This is a genomic window from uncultured Aquimarina sp. (genome assembly GCF_947495315.1).
In the GTDB taxonomy this organism is placed as follows: domain Bacteria; phylum Bacteroidota; class Bacteroidia; order Flavobacteriales; family Flavobacteriaceae; genus Aquimarina.
Window position 1 is genome coordinate 191,391 of sequence record NZ_CANLYD010000007.1, and the last position, 18,345, is coordinate 209,735.

Sequence of the window (18,345 nt, forward strand, 5' to 3'; positions counted from 1 at the left end):
AGCAAGGTGCCTTAGCTCAGTTGGTAGAGCAAAGGACTGAAAATCCTTGTGTCCCTGGTTCGATTCCTGGAGGCACCACCTTAAAAACCCGAACATAAGTTCGGGTTTTTTGTTTTATCTTATTATAACTTCACTTTATATAAGCCAATTCTATACATTATGACTTTTATTTACGAATAAGTTGTTATTTTTACTTTCCAAATACTGCCTATGAAACATTTTAATATGCGCCCTGTTTTTTTATTACTATTTCTTTTTTCTGTTGTAACCTATGCACAAGAAAAATCAGAAGAACAACTTGAAAAACAATTAGAAGGAGAACAATCAGAATCAACTTCTAAAGAAAAAACGGAAAAATCGCAATATGAAATGACCAGATGGCAAATGCTAAAATACGATGGTCTTTCTGCTTTTGGCGGAGTCAAAAACGCCTATACACAGCCTTTTAGATGGAAAGGCAAAGATTGGGCAACATTAGGAGGTATTATCGCAGGTAGTACCATTTTACTTGTAATTGACGAACGCACTAATGATTATTTCACTAATCAGAGTGAAGGTGTACCTGATATAATAAAAGAAAGTGGTTTCCGTTTTGGAAAACCACTTTTCAATTATGGACTAACAACTAGTATTTATGCTTTGGGTTTGATTACAAAAGATGAAAAAATAAGAAAAACAGGAGTTTTACTTATAGCATCAGCAACCGCCGGAGGAATTCTTCAAACGGTAAGCAAAACACTTGTGGGCAGAGCCAGACCAACTACAGAAGAAGGTAGCTTAAGTTTTCGTTTTAACTCTAGTGAAGCAGGATATCATTCTTTTCCTTCTGGACATGCGATCTTATCATTTACTACAGCCTATGCAATTGCTAAACAATTTGACAATCCCTATATAAAAGGAGGAATCTATGCTGTAGGTCTAATAAGCCCTGTATCTCGTTTATGGAGTGGAGCCCACTGGCTAACTGATGTAGTACTTGGAGTAGCATTAAGTGTAGTTATAGTAGATGGTATTGATAACTATCTTAACAAGAAAGAACGGTATGTTTATGACAGTAAAAAGTTCAGGATTAAATGGGATCTTAAACTTGGTGCAGGTCAATTAGGTGTGGTAGGTAGATTTTGATATAATCAAATTGATCTAATACCATTTCTTTGAGTTTAACGCAATAAACTATTCTTTTACAGTAAATTCAAACGTAACTGGTATAAACCTTTTTTAATCTATTATTGGTAGAAAAACTTCGGCTTTCCATTGCGACGCATTTCCATCTAGCATAGGATCATTATAAAATATTTCTAAAGGTTTTTTTTCTATAGAAATACCTCTTCTTTTAGCATATTCTATTAACGCAAACCAGGCCTGATCACTATCCCTGTAATTACCATAAAACGTGGCTTTTAAGGCTTTTTGAGCAGGTGACTTATCATGCTTTATTACAGAACTTATTGGTAATGAATCTTTATACTTTATAGGAAAACCAAAATTAAATTTAATTGCGTCAGTAGAAGTATCCCATTCCGTTATTTTCACAAAAGGATATCCGTTTTTTTCCACTTCATTGTCTAGTATTTTAGGATAAAGATCAGAATTTAACCTTAACATCATGATCGCTTTTTCTATTCGATTAGACTTTGAAGAAGCATATAGATACTCTAAAGGTGGTATTTCAGATATTCCTTCAATTTGAATTTTAAAATTCTTAGCAAATTTATTTGCTCCTTTCCCAAAACCTTTTAATTCTTTTTTTAGTGATCTGGTAAACTCAGTTTCTCCAGTAAGTGCTCCTAATCTATTAATGATTGAATGGTCATTTGATTTGATTCCTACCTTAATTTCTGTTATAGAATCATTGACGCTTTCTAATGTCCAATCTAAATTAATAATCGTGTCCTTTAAAGTAATCCGCTGGGTCACTTTCTGAAATAATGTTGTATCTATTGTACTAATATTCCTTGCACTTGGATCTGCTCCCCAAGATTCCCAACTAACTATTTGATGATAAACACTTCCTGGTGAGCCTTTTGATTTAAACGTTATCTGATAATCATATTCTTTTATAAATAAATACCAAATGGACACACAGGATAGTATCCCCAAGATTAAAACTACAATTTTCTTCATATTAGTTAGAACTTGCTACTCTGGAATTTGAAGTATTCATTTCTAATTTGTGAACCACAAAACTTCCTAATGCACGTCCCTGATCTAATCCTAAATCTATAGCCGCTCTATAATGGATTCCACCATATAGTCTACTAATTGCTGCTTCATCAGCCGCTTGGTTAAAAGACTTAAAAGAACGAACGGGAAGACCATATTGTAATTCGGTATCATCATCAAAAGCAAAATTATCTCCAAAGATAGCTGTCAGCACTGTCGAAGCCGCTCCGGAAACCACAGAGTGACCACTCGTATATTCAGGAAATGGTGGAGTCTGTAAAACTGGAGTCCAATTTTCATCAATATGTTGATTGATCAAAGTTTCTGGACGAATCAAATTACTTCTGTATTTCTCATCCCAACAGCTTATAAATGCATCTGCTATCGCGATAGAGGTTTTGGTATAGGCAAAAACGGTTTTCGCAAAATCTGCATTGGTTTTTTTACTAGCTATTTTACATATCCCAATCCAATGTGCGCCTGGTGTAATTTTCTTGGTCGCAAACATTAAATGCCCTTTATGTGTTGAAACATATGGATTACAATCCCAGAATTGTGCGATTTCCAGTTTTTCTGAGTCTTCCCCTTCTTCCTTAATTTTCTGGCCAACTTCATAAGTTTCCATTAATTCTTTATAGAATGGCGTATCCTTTTCTAACGAAAAATCAGGATATTTAGCAGGCTTAAACTGCGAGGAGGAGTCTATAATCGATGGTCTAATTTCTTTCCAATGAGGTTCAATACCATCCATATAATCTGGTGGAGTTGGTTGCCATCGAGAAGGATCTTCTGTATTTACTGAAAACTTAGGCATTGTTCTAGTCTGAGCATAATTATCTGCAGCATACCAATTTTTTATATACTCAGCTACTTCTAATCCATATGCTTTAGAATCATTAAAAGTTACTTCATTTTGTAACTTCCATGCATTATATACGCTATCACGATATGCTTCTACACGATCTTCTGAAAAAAGCAATGATTTACCTACTTCAAGATATGCAACTAATGCGGAAAGCTTATAATTAATATTTTTGGTTGTATCAACAGTAGGAATAGATTTTAGACCGTGTAATTGATTTGATAAGGTTTTATAGCTATCGTCTTCTTGTCTTATCACTTCGTATGCAGCAATATTGGCATAGTTATATATTCTACTAGCTACAGGTGGTGAAAAAATATCATGCACCATAACTTCTGTTATTTTATCCACAGCTTGGTGGTAATCACCAGAGGTGATTTCAATCTCTTTGACTTCTTTTTGGCAAGCATTTAAAAACAATAGCAAAAAAGTGAATAAAAGTATATTCTTACTCTTAACCAAGATGGGTATTTTGTTTAATTTATTGAAGCATTTCATAAATTTCTGCTTTTCCATTGTTTAATGTGATTAGTAAATAATCCTTATTTACAAAATTAATAATATTTAATCCTCTAACCGACTTCTGACTCAAATTAATATGCAACTCTTGGGCTTCAATCAAAGAAGTATCTCCTTTCATTATTGCACCGGCAAAACCATCAAATCTACCGTGATAAGGAATCACTCCAAAATAATTGCCTGCCATAAACACTTTTTCCTTTCCGTCTTTATTAAAATCATATTTTAACATCGCCATAATTGGGGCTAATTGAAGAGAATCCTCAAAAGGAACAAACACAAATGTCCCTTTTTCATTTTTCAAATAGCCAGAGGCTAATTGATGTACTTCTAACAGCTCAGCGCTCTGTAATGCTGTTTTCCCAAAAACTTCTTCCACCGTTTTACCCGCAAAACTTTTGTATGTAGTAAACTTTTTCTTTAGATAGTTTAACTGACCGGACAATTCATCTAAACCCAATGCGGTATAGTATTTTCCGTTTTTAGGTAATGTCAAAATTGTTTCTGTTTTATTATTGTTATCAAAATCAGAATAATATAATCTTAACGGAAACTCTGAAGAAGCAATAAGTTTAGAGTTCAATCCGAAGTTACCTAACAGATAATCAATATCACCATCATTATCAACATCAAAATCTATAATGGATTGCCAAAGCCCCTTTAATTCTGTTTCAGAAACTTTATTTGTAACATCAATTAGATTTCCGTTATTATTTTTAAAAAAACGTGGTGACATCCATTCTCCTATTACAATCAAATCTTTTACTGTATCATTGTCAAAATCACTCCAGAGGGCATCAGTAACCATTCCTACTTGTTGAATCTCCTGGTTTTCTTTTATGGTAAATTTTCCATTATTGTTGATCAAGAGATACGAATTTGGGATCTTACCAAAATCATTAGAAACGGCATAACTTCCAACAAAAAGATCAAGATCTCCATCAGCATCTATATCAAACGGTTTAATTACTGATTCGTGCTCATTTAGTTCCGGAAAATCACTTTTAGACAAACCTGCATCTGAGTTTATATATAATCTATCCACCAACTCCTTAGATGTCCCAAAAAACTCTCCTCCAGAAGATGCAACTAGCAAATCTTTTTTACCATCACTATTTAAATCCTCTATAATTGCAGCTACGTCTTCCTTTTTTTTATCAGTATTAAGAAATTCTGATTCCAGTTGTTTAAAACCCGAATCGGTTTGGATATATATTTGAGATGCTTCAAGTTTAGAACTCCCAAAGAAAACATCGTCTTTTCCATCTCCATTTAGATCCCCTATCACAGTAGCTGGTCCTCGATCCGAAATTTTATAGGGTATTAATTTTTGACGATTAAAATCCGTATAATTATTCTCTTTATGTATATACTGCAATCCAGGAATGGAATCTACTTTTTTAAACCATCCCTTATTTTTAGGAAATAGTTCTTCATAATTTACGGCATTTCTTTTGTGCAATAATTTAATCGTTAAGGTTTGATTTGTTGCGATATTTTCCGCAATCTGAATCGTATTGTCAGGCCATATAATTTTTAGCGAATCTATAGTTGCAATAGTATCATATCCAAAATGAATCATAGGTTCTGAAGAAGACTGGAAACCCCTAGAAGTAAATAACTGCTTGTACTGTGCTATTCCTTGATGGTAGGATATTACTTTGGTTCCTATTCCTAGTTTATTTTTGTCTTTGAAATCAAATTTCAGTTTTAAAAACCTACTTTTCTTATTTGTTTTGTTCTTATAGAAAGATACTGGCGCATTGATATTGTTTGTCATAATATCTAGATCTCCATCATTGTCAAAATCAGCATAAGCACTTCCTGTAGAGGCTGTGTTTTCTATCGGGAGCCAGCTGGAAGATTTATCTACAAAGCTAATCTCTTTACCTCCTCTAAAAATACAATTTTGCACCTTGCCGGAAGGCATCATATTTAATGCCTCATTATCTACTAACTTTTTAGTGTTTAGTTTTTCTTGTATTTTTTCATTAGAAATATATTTAATATAGTCCAGATCGTTAGGGCGTTTTGGAATTCCATTAGATATAAATACATCTTGTTCTCCATCTTGATCATAATCTGCAAACAATGCAGACCAACTCCAATCGGTAGCTGCTAAACCACTTAGCAAAGCGGTTTCAGCAAAATAATCCCCTTGATTGATCTGAAGCATATTACGAGCATACTGATAGTGGTACCCTAATCGATTGATACGCATTTGTAACATATCTACCGTTTCATCTCCAGCAGAAGCTTTCAGCACTGTTTCATCATCGGGAGTCATATCTAATGTAATTATATCTGCATATCCATCGTGATTAATATCAGCGACATCATTACCCATTGAGAAACGGCTGGTATGGCCAAAACTTTCCTTGAGAGATTCACTAAAAGTGCCATCACCATTATTGATATAATAATAATCATCTTCGTGAAAATCATTACTCACATAAATATCTATATATCCGTCATTATTAAAATCTGCTGTTGCTATCCCAAGACCATATCCATTTCCTCCACCAAAAATTCCTGCTTCTGCACTAACATCGGTAAATACATCTCCATCATTACGAAGTAATTTATCACCACTTTCCGAGCTTCTTTTATTTCTAAGCGCAGCTCTGCCAAAAGAATTCTGAGTATGGATTGCGTGATTTAATAAATACATGTCCAAATCTCCATCATTATCGTAATCAAAGAATGCTGCTGAAGTGGTATAGTTCTGAAAATCTAATCCATAATCCGAAGCTTTCTCTGTAAATGTATTATCACCATTATTAATAAATAATTCATTTTTACCTTTTAACCCCTGAAGCCCAACAACCGCACAAACATAAATATCCAGATATCCATCTCCGTTAATATCTGTCATTACAGTTCCTGTATTCCAATCAGAATTTCCTGCTACTCCTGCTTTATCCGTAATGTCTTCGAATTGAAAGTTTCCTTTATTGAGGTAAAGTTTATTCTTGCCTTGATTAGAAGTAAAAAACACATCCACTAAATCATCCTTATTAATATCTCCCACCGCGACTCCAGCTCCATTATAGTAATACAGATAATCAAGAATATTTAATTCTTCAGTTGGAGTCAGTGTATTCTGAAACTTGATATTAGTAATCTCTGAAGTTATTTTGTCAAATAATTCACCTTGGTGTGCGTTTTGTTTTTTACACCCAGATACAAGCAACAGCCCCAATGTTAATATGATTATATTCTTGATCATTCTTATGAAATCTATTCTTAGGCTATTTATTGTCTACTTTAAATATTTTTGGAGCTTTATTATTAATGCCAACAAGCAAATATTTTTCTCCAGATTTATTTTTCATCCAACGCATGACTCTCACCTCATCCTCTACCAAAAATCCTGATGATTTTTGATCCTTATAATTTCCTTTACCATCCCCTAGCAAGACGTTTCCGCGACTAGCATCTAATCTGGAGAATTGAGGCTTAAAATTATAGTTGTTACCCGCTACGATAAGATCCAAGTAGCCGTCTTTATTTATATCTTCCGTTTCAATATCACAGATACAGGATAATTGTACCTCTCTTGGAAGTTCTTTGATCTCAAAAGTATTATCCCCATTATTGTATGCTATTAAGCTTGCAAAGTTATTTACCGTTTTAATGGTTGTATTATCTAAAATTTCTTTAGAAAACAATTCATCAATTGACTTGGTGGCATATTCAGAAAATTTAAGGTTTTGCTTCTTCAAAACATTAATTTGCGCCGTTATTTCATTCTTTAAATGTATTGGCATGTCTTTGCCATCTATCGTCTGTGTAACAATTTGTTCTACGGTTCCGTTATTATCAAAATCGTTGATATACATCTTGGATGGTGTTTCTTTAGTACATTGGTAAATAGCGTTCAATCCTCTATTACCAAGTACCAAATCTACATCTCCATCATTATCAAGATCCGTAGCTTCTACTGTATTAAACCAACCGGAAACTTCATCTAAATTTGTTTTTATCTGATTTAATGAATTTCCGTTATTAAGAAAAACTTTTGGAGACATCCATTCACCAACAAGAATTAAATCTTTTTTACTATCTCCATCCATATCTTGCCAGGCGGCATCAGTGATCATTCCGGTGTTTTTAGTTTCAGCAGCTTTATTACTAGTTACATCTATAAAATTACCTTTACCATCGTTTTCCAGTAAATAACTTTGTGGAGAAACTCCGTATGTACCAATGATACTATGACTTCCAACAAATATGTCAATATCTCCATCCTGATCATAATCATAAGGAGCCAACGCAGATATATTAGTAATTGTTGGTAAAATAATTTCTCCTCTAGAAAAATATCCTCTTCCATCATTTATATAACTTCTAACTCCAGTTTTAGCACCTTTAAAATTTCCTCCTGAACCTATAATTAAATCAATGTCTTGATCTCCATCAATATCTTCAAAAATAGCGACGGTATCTTCAAAAAAGGTTTCTGTTTCGAATTTGGATAATGTTAGTTCACCTCTTCCATTCTGATAATATAACTTACCAGGTTGATCATAGGCTCCACCGATAAAAACATCTTCATTACCGTCTCCGTTAATATCAGCAATTGCCATCGCCGGACCTTCTCTGGATTGCATTTTGTATATCAACCCTTCATAATTGAAATCTACATATGGATCTTCTTTATGATGATCTAAGGTGTTTTCAATTTCTTCAAAATAGGTATCATTTTTTTCTGAGAGATACTTATACTCCTGATCCGCATCTTTATGACTCAACGTTATTTTCTTATTTACTATAACATCTTTAATTAATTGCGATTTTCCATCTGGATAAATAACCCGAAGAGAATCTACTTTATTTCTCTTACCAAGACCGATGGTCATTATATAATCTATTGATGATTGAAAACCTCTTGTAGGGATTAATTCTTGGATTAACGTTTCATTGTTAATATATGTCTCGACAATACTACCTATGGCAAAAGTATTTTTAGCATCTCCATTAATCTTAATTTTCAGATAGTTATTATTTTCCTGCTCGCTATTATTCCGATAAATAGCAGCTGGCATGTTAAAATTATTAACTATAAGATCTAAATCCCCATCATTATCCAGATCTCCATAAGCAGATCCATTAGAAAAAGTTGGCTCTTCGAAACCCCAAGATTTTGTTACATCAGAAAAACTTAGATCTCCATTATTTTTAAAGGCATAATTAGAAATTGGTGTGGAAGGCATTTTATTAATAATAGAATCTACTTCTTCTTTTTTACCGGTTAAAGTCATTTTCTGAATGATATCATTGGCAAAAAAGTTCATAAAATCCATATTAGTGAGATCATGATAAATTCCATTGCTTACATAAATATCACGATAGCCATCATTATCCATATCAAATAACAGTGCTCCCCAACTCCAATCTGTTTTGGCAACACCGCTATAAAAAGCGATTTCAGAAAACGTATTATCACCATGATTAAGCTGAAGGGAATTCTGCATATACTGATTATAAAAATCTCTGCTTTTCTTTAATTGATAGACATCATAACTTTCGAAAGAACTGGTTTCTTTTAATCGCTGATCATCCTCAGGTAACATATCAGTTACAAAAATTTCTGGATATCCATCATTATTGATATCTGCCATATCTGCTCCCATAGAGGAAATACTAAGATGCTTTACCCAATCCTTAATTTCTTCATTAAACGTTCCATCACCCTGATTAATATAGAGGTAATCTCTTTCATAAAAATCATTAGACACATAAATATCCGGAAGCAGATCTTTATTAACATCTCCTATCGTTACTCCTAATCCAAAACCAATTAGGCTTCCGAATATCCCTGAAGTTTCACTTACGTCTGTAAATACACCATCATCGTTTCTGAGTAACTTATCTCCTCCTCCTTTTAAAATTTCGGGGATATCCCAATCTTTTGCTCTAAGGTTACGTTTATTTACATAACCTAGACTACTTACTGGAATAAAACTGTTATTAAGTATATATACATCCAGATCTCCATCTTTGTCATAATCAAAAAATGCCGCGTGGGTTGTAAATCCACTATCGGCCAGATTATACTCTGCTGCTTTTTCTGTAAACGTTATGGCTCCCGAACTTGCCGAAGGACCGTTATTTATAAAAAGTTCATTTTTCTGATCATCTCCTTTTACATTACCCGCGTTACAGACATAAATATCCAATAATCCATCCGCATTGACATCCACCATGACTACTCCCGTGGACCAAGAATTCTTTCCCGTTGTGTTGGAAGATTTAGAAATATCTTCAAATGTGAAATTTCCTTTATTGAGATATAGTTTATTTTCTTTTCTATTGGCAGTTAAATACACATCAGGTAAACCATCATTATTTATATCACCAATAGCTACACCGCCTCCATTATAGAAATTCCTATAGGTAAAAATATTGAAGTCTTTTTCATTATCTACCTGATTGATGAAATCAATATTTGTCTTTGCAGGAGTTAGTTTGGTAAACAAAGTATTCCTTTGCTCTACTGGTTTTTGTTCTATTTTTTCTTCCCCACAGGAAAAAAATAGTAGTAATATAAGACCGCTATATAGGAACTTATTCATGCTTCTTTTTTATTTTTTTAACAACTTGGATACTGTCATTATTAATACCAAACAGAAAATATTCCTCTTCTTTAATCTTGATTGTTTTAATAGATCTTAAGGCTCCATTAACCTTCAAATCCGTGTTTTTAAAGCTTACAAAGCTTCCTTCTTTATCATTTAAGAGCACAACCCCGTAAGATGCATCTAATCTACTTAATTGTGTGCTGATCTCATAGGTATTACCGCCGAGAATTATGTCAGGATATTGATCATCATTTATATCATGAATTAATATATCATGAACAGAAGATACTTGTGCCTCCCAAGGAAAATCATGCATAGTAAAATCAAGATTGCCTTTGTTTTCAAAATATATCGTCTTAAGCGTAAATACTTGTTTTTTCTCTGCTTGATCAATTTTTCCTTTTGAAAAATAATCTTTGAAATTGGCTTCGGAAAATGCTTTATATGATAAGAACTTTTTATTGAGTTGTGGTATTTGTTTAGTTAATTCATCTTTGGTTGCAATTGGTGTTTCTCTTCCTTGATAAAAATAGGTTACAATTGGATCTACTTTACCATTATCATCAAAATCATTAAGATATAACTGAATTGGTTCTTCTTCTGAAGCTTTAAGACGACTATTAAGTCCCCAATTACCAGCAACAATATCTACATCTCCATCTTGATCCATATCATGAACTACAATACAATTCCACCAACCGTTTGTATTTTTTAAAGAAGGCACCATCTCTTTTTTAAAGCTTCCTTTTCTGTTATTCATTAGAATTGTTATTGGCATATAATGTCCTGCCACTATTAAATCTTGATACCCGTCATTATTGACATCAATAAATTTAGCATCAAACACTTGTCCGATAGTATATAAATCTGGAGCATTGGTTTCGGTTATTTCTTTAAAAACACCTTTCCCATTATTCTGGAAAAGATAGTTTTTCGGAGACTTTCCATAAGATCCTGCAACACTATTACTTCCAATAAAAACATCCTGATCACCATCTTGATCGAAATCTGATGTAACAATTACTGAAGCATTCATTTTAATATCAGGAAAAGCACCTAGATTTACTTTAAACTGATCATTTTCATTAATGAAAAGCTTTGGACTTGTCTCATATCCAGAATAATTTTCATTACCTCCATAAATTGTAATCAGATCTAAATCACCATCAGCGTCTACATCAAAAAAATGCTGATCCACATCTTCATATTTCTTATATAATTCCAGATCGGGCTGTTCAATTTTATTGAATTTTCCCGATATTTCTTGTAAAAACAGTGTTCCTGCCTTAAATCTTCCCCCAGGAACAAAAACATCTTCCAGTCCATCTTTATTTACATCCTTTACAGATATATGAGGCCCTTCATTAGAAATTGCATAGGGCGCTAAGGGTTCTGTACTAAAGTCCTTAGTTTCATAATCTTGATGCTTAAATTTTATAGATAGAGAATCATTATCAAAAGTATACGAAAGTTTGCTAATATTAAAGGCGGTGGTATAAAGATTATCCTTACTTAAGGTAATTGTTGTGTTTAATGTAATGTTCTTATACATAGATCTATCTCCGTCAGGCCATCTAATGCCAATAGAATCTACGCTGGAACTATTACTCAATCCAAAATGTAATATGGGTGAAACCGAAGATAAATATCCTTTGGTTGTATACACTTCTGAAGTTTGTAAACCTTTATCAGTATAAATCGTTGCTTTAGCTCCAATAGCATTTAGGTTTTTTGCTGTTCCTTTCAGTTTTATTTTGATATAATTATTATGCTCCAAAGTATCTACCTGATTTTGATACACAAAAGCATTTTCGTTAATGTTATTAGTTACAATATCCAAATCTCCATCATTATCTAAATCTGCATACACTGCACCATTGCTATACGATGGCAAACTCTCTGACCACACATTAGAAACATCCTCGAAAGTCAAATCTCCGCTATTACGATAGAAATAATTTGTAGTTTTTTTATCAGGTAATTCATCAATCAATGCTAAATCTTCTTTAGTCATTCCTTCATTGATACGCTTCTGAATATTATCATTAGCAATAAAGCTTATAAAATCCATATCATTGGTAGCTCCTTTTATTCCGTTAGAAATAAAAATGTCTTTAAAACCATCATTATCATAATCTGCTATTAATGGTGTCCAGCTCCATTCTGTTGCTGCAATCCCGGAAAAAAAAGCGATCTCGCTAAAGTTTTCATTCCCTCTGTTTAACTGTAAGGCATTTTGCATATACTGAGGTTGATATCCATTTTTAAGATATTGATTATATATTGTGAATCCATATTCGGTTCCGGATGATTTATACGTTGTTAAATCTTCTGGTAACATATCTAGCGATAAAATATCAGACCATCCATCATTATTAATATCCGCAATATCAGCACCCATAGAAAAATGGGATGTATGCTGTATTGTTTTTAAACTTGAAGTAATAACTTCTTTAAAAGTACCATCGTTTTGATTGATATATAAATAGTCATTTTCAAAAAAATCATTCCCAACATAAATATCAGGGTATCCATCATTATTAATATCGCTTGTAGCAATCCCTAAACCATATCCTATCGCTCCTTGAAAAATACCTGCTTCTCTGGTAACGTCTATATATTTATTGTCATCATTTCGATATAATCGATCCCCAGATAGAGAATCTATTTGTTTTCGTTTAACCCCTCTTCCGTAGGTACGATTAGGATGAACTGAGTGATTTAAGAGATACATATCCAAATCACCATCAAGATCATAGTCAAAAAAGCTAGCTTGTGTAGAAAAACTAGATATATCAAGGTTGTATAAAGATGCTTCTTCTTTAAAAACAGGAATTCCTCCATCATCTAATCCTTGATTCACAAATAGTTTATTTTTCCCTTGTAACCCCTTATAATTTCCAACTTTGCATAGATATATGTCTTGCAACCCATCGTGATTAATGTCAACTATAGTAATGCCAGTAGACCATCCGTCTTGATCTTTAAGAATATTCGCAGTAGCCTCTTTGAATTGAAAATTCTTTTGATTGATATATAGTTCATTCTCATGTTGATTAGAAACAAAATACAAATCTTCCCAACCATCATTATTAAAATCTCCAACACCTACACCGGCTCCATTATAATAATAGAGATATGTAAGTATATTAAGATCTGGAGTGTCTTCTAGTTTATTTTTAAAAGAAATTCCTGTCTCTTTTTCTGATAAAAGTTCAAAAAAGTGATTCTCTTTATTCTTTTTACACGAGATTAAGATAATTGTGAACAGTACACCTAAACTAATATTTTTAAAGTAATTTATCAATTATAAGTATAATTTAGAATACATTAATTAACAGAGCCCTTCAATACTTGAAGGGCTCTGTTCTAACAAATCTTAGCAATTTATTATGTTAGTAACCAGGGTTTTGTGATAAATTAGGATTAGACAATAAAGCAGAAGCAGGAATAGGAAATAATGCTCTAAAATCATCTGTATTGATTTTTAAATCCCATGAATCATCAAACTTTCCAAAACGAATAAGATCATTACGTCTCCATATTTCCTTATATAGCTCTCTCCCTCTTTCGTCAATGATATCTTCCTCCGTAAGCGCGGCAAGAGGATCAGCATTTCTTAGGTTTCTTAATTCATTTATCATTATCAACGGATCATCTCCTGAGGTTCCTCCTCTAAAAATAGCCTCGGCTTTCATCAAATGTGCGTCCGCATATCTAAATAAAATTTGATGACCAGCAAAAGCACCATTTTCTGGGTGATACTTGATAGTACGAATACCAGCACGCTCTGTATTACCGGATAAAGCTATAAATTGTTTTTCAAATTCTAAAGGTGTTCCTCCTCTATCAGTAAGGGGATTCCCGGAGGCATCATATTGCTGACCAATCAAAAATCCAAAACCGATACCGAAATTAGATCCATCCGTTGGTACAAAACCTCTACGCTCTTCTTGACCACTACCAGGTACATTTATATTTGGATCTCCTTCAAACAAATCATAAAACTCTGCTAGAGTAGACCAACCATTCCAACCTCCACCGCCATTACCAGGAGCATTTTGATTATAATGTAGCCCATTCCACATTCTATTCCCTACACTTGCAATAGTAAAAAAGATTGTTTCTGTATCTACATCAGGTTTAAAAATATCAAAATAACCAGATTGTAAAGAATAACTATCTCCCGATATAGCATCCACTAATTCTATAACCTTGGTCATATCAGAAGCTGCTGGGTCCCCTTGACCTAGATAAATATGCTTATTAAGATATAACTTAGCCAACAGGAAATTTGCTGCTGCCTCAGTAGGTCTTAAGTTTTCTTCACTAGGACCCCGAGTTGGCAAATTAGGCAAAGCAGTATTTAAATCATCAAGGATAAAATCAAAAGCTTCGGATCTAGTCATTACCATCGGATTAATCTCCGGACCATCTCCTGGGGTTCTAAACGGTGCCACACCATACATATCCATCACCCAAAACATAGCATATGCTCTTATAAATCTGGCACTAGCCTTTTGCTCAGTGCTTGCACTAGTTGTTCTATCATCAATTATCTGACTAGCTCGAAAAACTAATTGATTCAAATTATTCCAGTTATTTAAGATATAAGGATGTTGAGCAGTCCAAGTATGCTCATGTAATTTTCTCCATATCCCATTATCTCCCCAATCCGTACCCCTTGTTGGTACTAATAACTCATCAGTAGTCACTTCATTTAATGCATAAAAATCCTGCTGATTTTCTATAATTCCTTTTAGATCTCCAGAGTAAAGATTATCTATAAAAGGACCGGGTTCTTCAATTCCTGTAAATTCAGTTTCAGAATCTGCGATTGAAGAATCCGATTCTTCAATCTCAAGATCAGTACAGGAAACTACAAGTAGCATCGATAATACGATCAACAAACTTGACTTAAAATGTTCTTTTTTCATGATTCTATTTTTTTTAAAATGTAGCATTTAACCCAAACGTATAGGTTCTTGGCCTTGGAAAGGCTGTATAATCAATTCCCGCTGTAGGGAGGTTGTTCAGAAGATTGTTACTCGTTGTGGTTGGAGCTGTACTCACTTCAGGATCTAAACCGCTATAATCTGTAATTACAAATAAATTTTGACCACTTGCATATAACCTCATCGTTTTAAAAACTCCTTTACCTGAAAGAGGCACATTATATCCAATGGTTGCATTTTGCAGTCTTAGGAAGTCTCCGCTCTCTAAGAAACGGGTAGATACATCTGCAGCATTTGTTCCTGCTTCTCCATTTCCGATAACATCTGTGGTAACATTACGACCTCCGTTGATACTTCCTGCAGTGAAAAAAGCATTTTGAGTATTATTATAAACATAATGACCAAACTGCCCTGCAAAAAACACACTTGCATCCCAATTTTTATAGTTAAAACTGGTAGAGATTCCAACATTAATATCTGGCAAAGCACTTTTACCTACAAAAACTTGAGCATCATCATTAGCAGTAATAGCCAAGCCAGTATCTGGATCAAAACCTTGAAATTCTCTTAGGAAATACGAAAATAATGGTTGTCCTTCTACTAATCGTTGAGAAAATGCTCCTGTAAGACCTTGACCAAAGATAGCACCTGCATCAAATGCACCTTCAAAATTTTGTAACTCATTTTTATTATAAGCAATATTAAAACCAAAATTCCAAGTTAAATCTTCTAGCTGTATGATATCATAATTAATGGCAAATTCAACTCCCTGGTTTATTACATTACCGTCTACATTAGTAAATGTAAAAGGTTGCGCTGCCGGTTGAGCTGATTGTACTTGTAAAAGCAAATCTTGTGTGTCTTTTCTATACAAATCTAAACTACCATTAAGACGATCATTCATAAATCCAAAATCGATACCAAAATTTAACTGAGAAGTTTCTTCCCATTTTAAATCTGGGTTCTCAAAAGAAACATCACTTGTTCCCGGAACTACTACCTCTCCTCCATTTTCTATACTCGGCGCAACAAATCTCTCTCTACGTATGAAGTTTCCAAATCCTAATCCATCTTGATTCCCCGTGACACCATATCCAACTCTCAATTTTAAGGTAGAAAAAGTATCTGGAATAAAATCTTCCTGATCCAATTTCCAAGCAACTGCACCGGAAGGAAAATATCCGTATTTATTATTTTCACCGAATCTTGAAGAACCATCAGCACGCATCGTAGCAGTAAAAATATATTTTTCTTTAATTGTATAGTTAGCTCTTACAAAATATGACTGTAATTCATCTGTAGTATCAAAAGTGTCTCCTGTAATCGTAGAGGCCACTAAACCATTTGGTGCAGTAAAAGGAACTCTACCTTCAACATTAGGGACTATTCTATTGATAAAGGCTCCCGCAATTGTTCCTCCTCCGTCTCTTATCCTGTCTGAAACTATATACTGCTGATAAGGACCATCAATATTACCTTCAATAGCATCCGCAGAAGCTTCCAAACCATCAATCATACCATCTAAACTTACGGTATTAAAGCCAAATCCTCCTATATTTCTTCCTGATCTGGAAAAGTCTTGGAAAGAATAACCTCCTAATATCGAGAAATTAGAATCACCTAAATCCTTTTCATAGTTTACTGTAAATTCCAATAACCTGTTGGTTACGTCAATATCATTTACGGTTGCTCTTCCATTACCTGGTGTTCCATTTTGCAAACCAATAACACTTCCAGAAATTGCACTTCCTCTTGTGGATTCTGAATCATCGTATCCTAAATTAAGTTTTGCAGATAAACCTTCTATAATTTTGTATTCAATAGAACCGTTTAGTAATATTCTATTTGTTTTTGTTTCATTCTGACTATTTACCAACAAGTTTAAGGGATTTACAAAAGAACCTCCTGGATCAAAACCAGAATTCGCCGGCCAAGTTGGATTCGCTATATAAGCCGCCCCTAATAAATCTCCTTGGAAACCTGCATCACCACCGATTGGAGGTGACTGATCATTAACCCTAGAAATAGTTCCTTGAAAATTTACTTTCAATTTCTCATCAAAAAAACGATGTGAAGCATTGATCCGTCCAGTTATTCTTTCTAATGAACTTTTCTCGATAACACCGAATTGTTTACCATATCCAAAAGAAGCTCTTACATTTCCATTTTTATAACTTTGCGCATACGACAAATTCTGATTTTGAGAAGCCGTAGTCCTAGTGATAACATCTTGCCAATCCGTATTATTACCAAAATCCTGAGAAGCAACATCTCCTCCAAAAGAATCGATCGCTGCTAAATATTGATCCCTATCTAATAAATCAAATTCTTCTGCAGGTTTGGCGATACTAACAGTAGAAGAAAACTCGAATGTTGGTTTTGTAGATCCTCTACCAGTTTTGGTAGTAATAATAACTACTCCATTAGCTCCTCTAGACCCATAAATAGCCGTTGCCGATGCATCTTTCAGAATACTAATACTCTCTATATCTCCTGGACTAATAAAGTTTAATGGGTTTCTGGATGCACTTGAACCGACTCCAATATCACTACCTGTGGCACCTGTTTCATCACCAGCTAGTGGAACCCCATCAACTACAAACAAAGGATTGTTGTTCGATCTAACTGAACTTGTTCCTCTAATTCTCAAATTGACTCCTGCTCCAGGTTCACCACTTGTTTGTGTAATCTGAACCCCAGCAGTTTTACCCTGAATCAATTGCTCAGGAGACGCAATCACCCCTTGATTAAAGTCTTTAGAACTAACTACAGCCACAGCACCTGTTGCATCTTTTACAGATTGTGTTCCATACCCGATTACTACCACTGTTTCTAATTCAGCAGCATCTTCTGTCATGGTAACATTAATGACCGTTTTCCCATTAACTTCTATCGCTTTGGTCTGGAATCCGACATAACTAAAAATCAAGGTAGCATCTTCTGCTACATTGTTTAGGGTATAGTTTCCATCGAAATCAGAAATTGCCCCATTTGTTGTACCTCTTACGAGTACATTCACCCCAGGTATGGGACCATTTGCATCAGAAGTCACCCCTGTAACTGTGATTTGTGCAAACATCATATTCCCCGAGATAAATACCAAAAGAAACATGAGTTTTTTGAGTATCATACTTTTCATAATTTAGAGTTTGATTAAATTTAAATATTTAGTTGTTAATTATTCATACTTTTATCGTTAAAAAATTAATTTTCTATCAAAAAAACAAGTAACAGGGGCTTCTTCGTCTTACTAGAACAATCG

8 protein-coding genes and 1 tRNA gene are annotated in these 18,345 nt (G+C 33.9%); 2 read left to right on the plus strand and 7 right to left on the minus strand.

Features of this window, described 5'->3' with window-relative positions; genetic code table 11:
- Positions 1-5: 5 nt before the first annotated feature.
- Positions 6-78 (plus strand) — tRNA-Phe (locus Q0910_RS14495).
- 132 nt (positions 79-210) lie between these two features.
- Positions 211-1,125, plus strand: coding sequence for a phosphatase PAP2 family protein (locus tag Q0910_RS14500; protein ID WP_299217972.1), 915 nt, complete (start codon positions 211-213; stop codon positions 1,123-1,125).
- A gap of 93 nt (positions 1,126-1,218) precedes the next feature.
- On the opposite strand, the gene Q0910_RS14505 is transcribed toward Q0910_RS14500, so the two are convergent.
- The 7 genes from Q0910_RS14505 to Q0910_RS14535 all read right to left on the minus strand — a co-directional run bounded on the left by Q0910_RS14505 (position 1,219) and on the right by Q0910_RS14535 (position 18,222).
- The gene (locus Q0910_RS14505; protein WP_299217974.1) at positions 1,219-2,124 is read right to left on the minus strand and encodes a hypothetical protein; all 906 of its coding nucleotides are present in this window, start codon (positions 2,122-2,124) and stop codon (positions 1,219-1,221) included.
- Position 2,125: 1 nt separating this feature from the next.
- Positions 2,126-3,541, minus strand: coding sequence for a vanadium-dependent haloperoxidase (locus Q0910_RS14510; protein ID WP_299217976.1), 1,416 nt, complete (start codon positions 3,539-3,541; stop codon positions 2,126-2,128).
- The gene (locus Q0910_RS14515; RefSeq protein WP_299217978.1) at positions 3,507-6,773 is read right to left on the minus strand and encodes a VCBS repeat-containing protein; all 3,267 of its coding nucleotides are present in this window, start codon (positions 6,771-6,773) and stop codon (positions 3,507-3,509) included. Before Q0910_RS14515 ends, Q0910_RS14510 begins: the two co-directional genes overlap by 35 nt.
- A gap of 22 nt (positions 6,774-6,795) precedes the next feature.
- A complete protein-coding gene (locus Q0910_RS14520; RefSeq protein ID WP_299217980.1) occupies positions 6,796-10,122 on the minus strand; it encodes a VCBS repeat-containing protein in 3,327 nt (1,108 codons plus the stop codon).
- Positions 10,115-13,435, minus strand: coding sequence for a VCBS repeat-containing protein (locus Q0910_RS14525; RefSeq protein ID WP_299217982.1), 3,321 nt, complete (start codon positions 13,433-13,435; stop codon positions 10,115-10,117). The genes Q0910_RS14520 and Q0910_RS14525 overlap by 8 nt, the downstream gene beginning before the upstream one ends.
- A gap of 88 nt (positions 13,436-13,523) precedes the next feature.
- Entirely contained in the window at positions 13,524-15,065 is a 1,542-nt protein-coding gene (locus Q0910_RS14530; protein WP_299217984.1) for a RagB/SusD family nutrient uptake outer membrane protein, read from the minus strand.
- A 13-nt stretch (positions 15,066-15,078) separates the two neighbouring features.
- Positions 15,079-18,222: a SusC/RagA family TonB-linked outer membrane protein gene (locus Q0910_RS14535; protein WP_299217986.1), complete on the minus strand. Its 3,144-nt coding sequence runs from the start codon at positions 18,220-18,222 to the stop codon at positions 15,079-15,081.
- Positions 18,223-18,345: the final 123 nt, after the last annotated feature.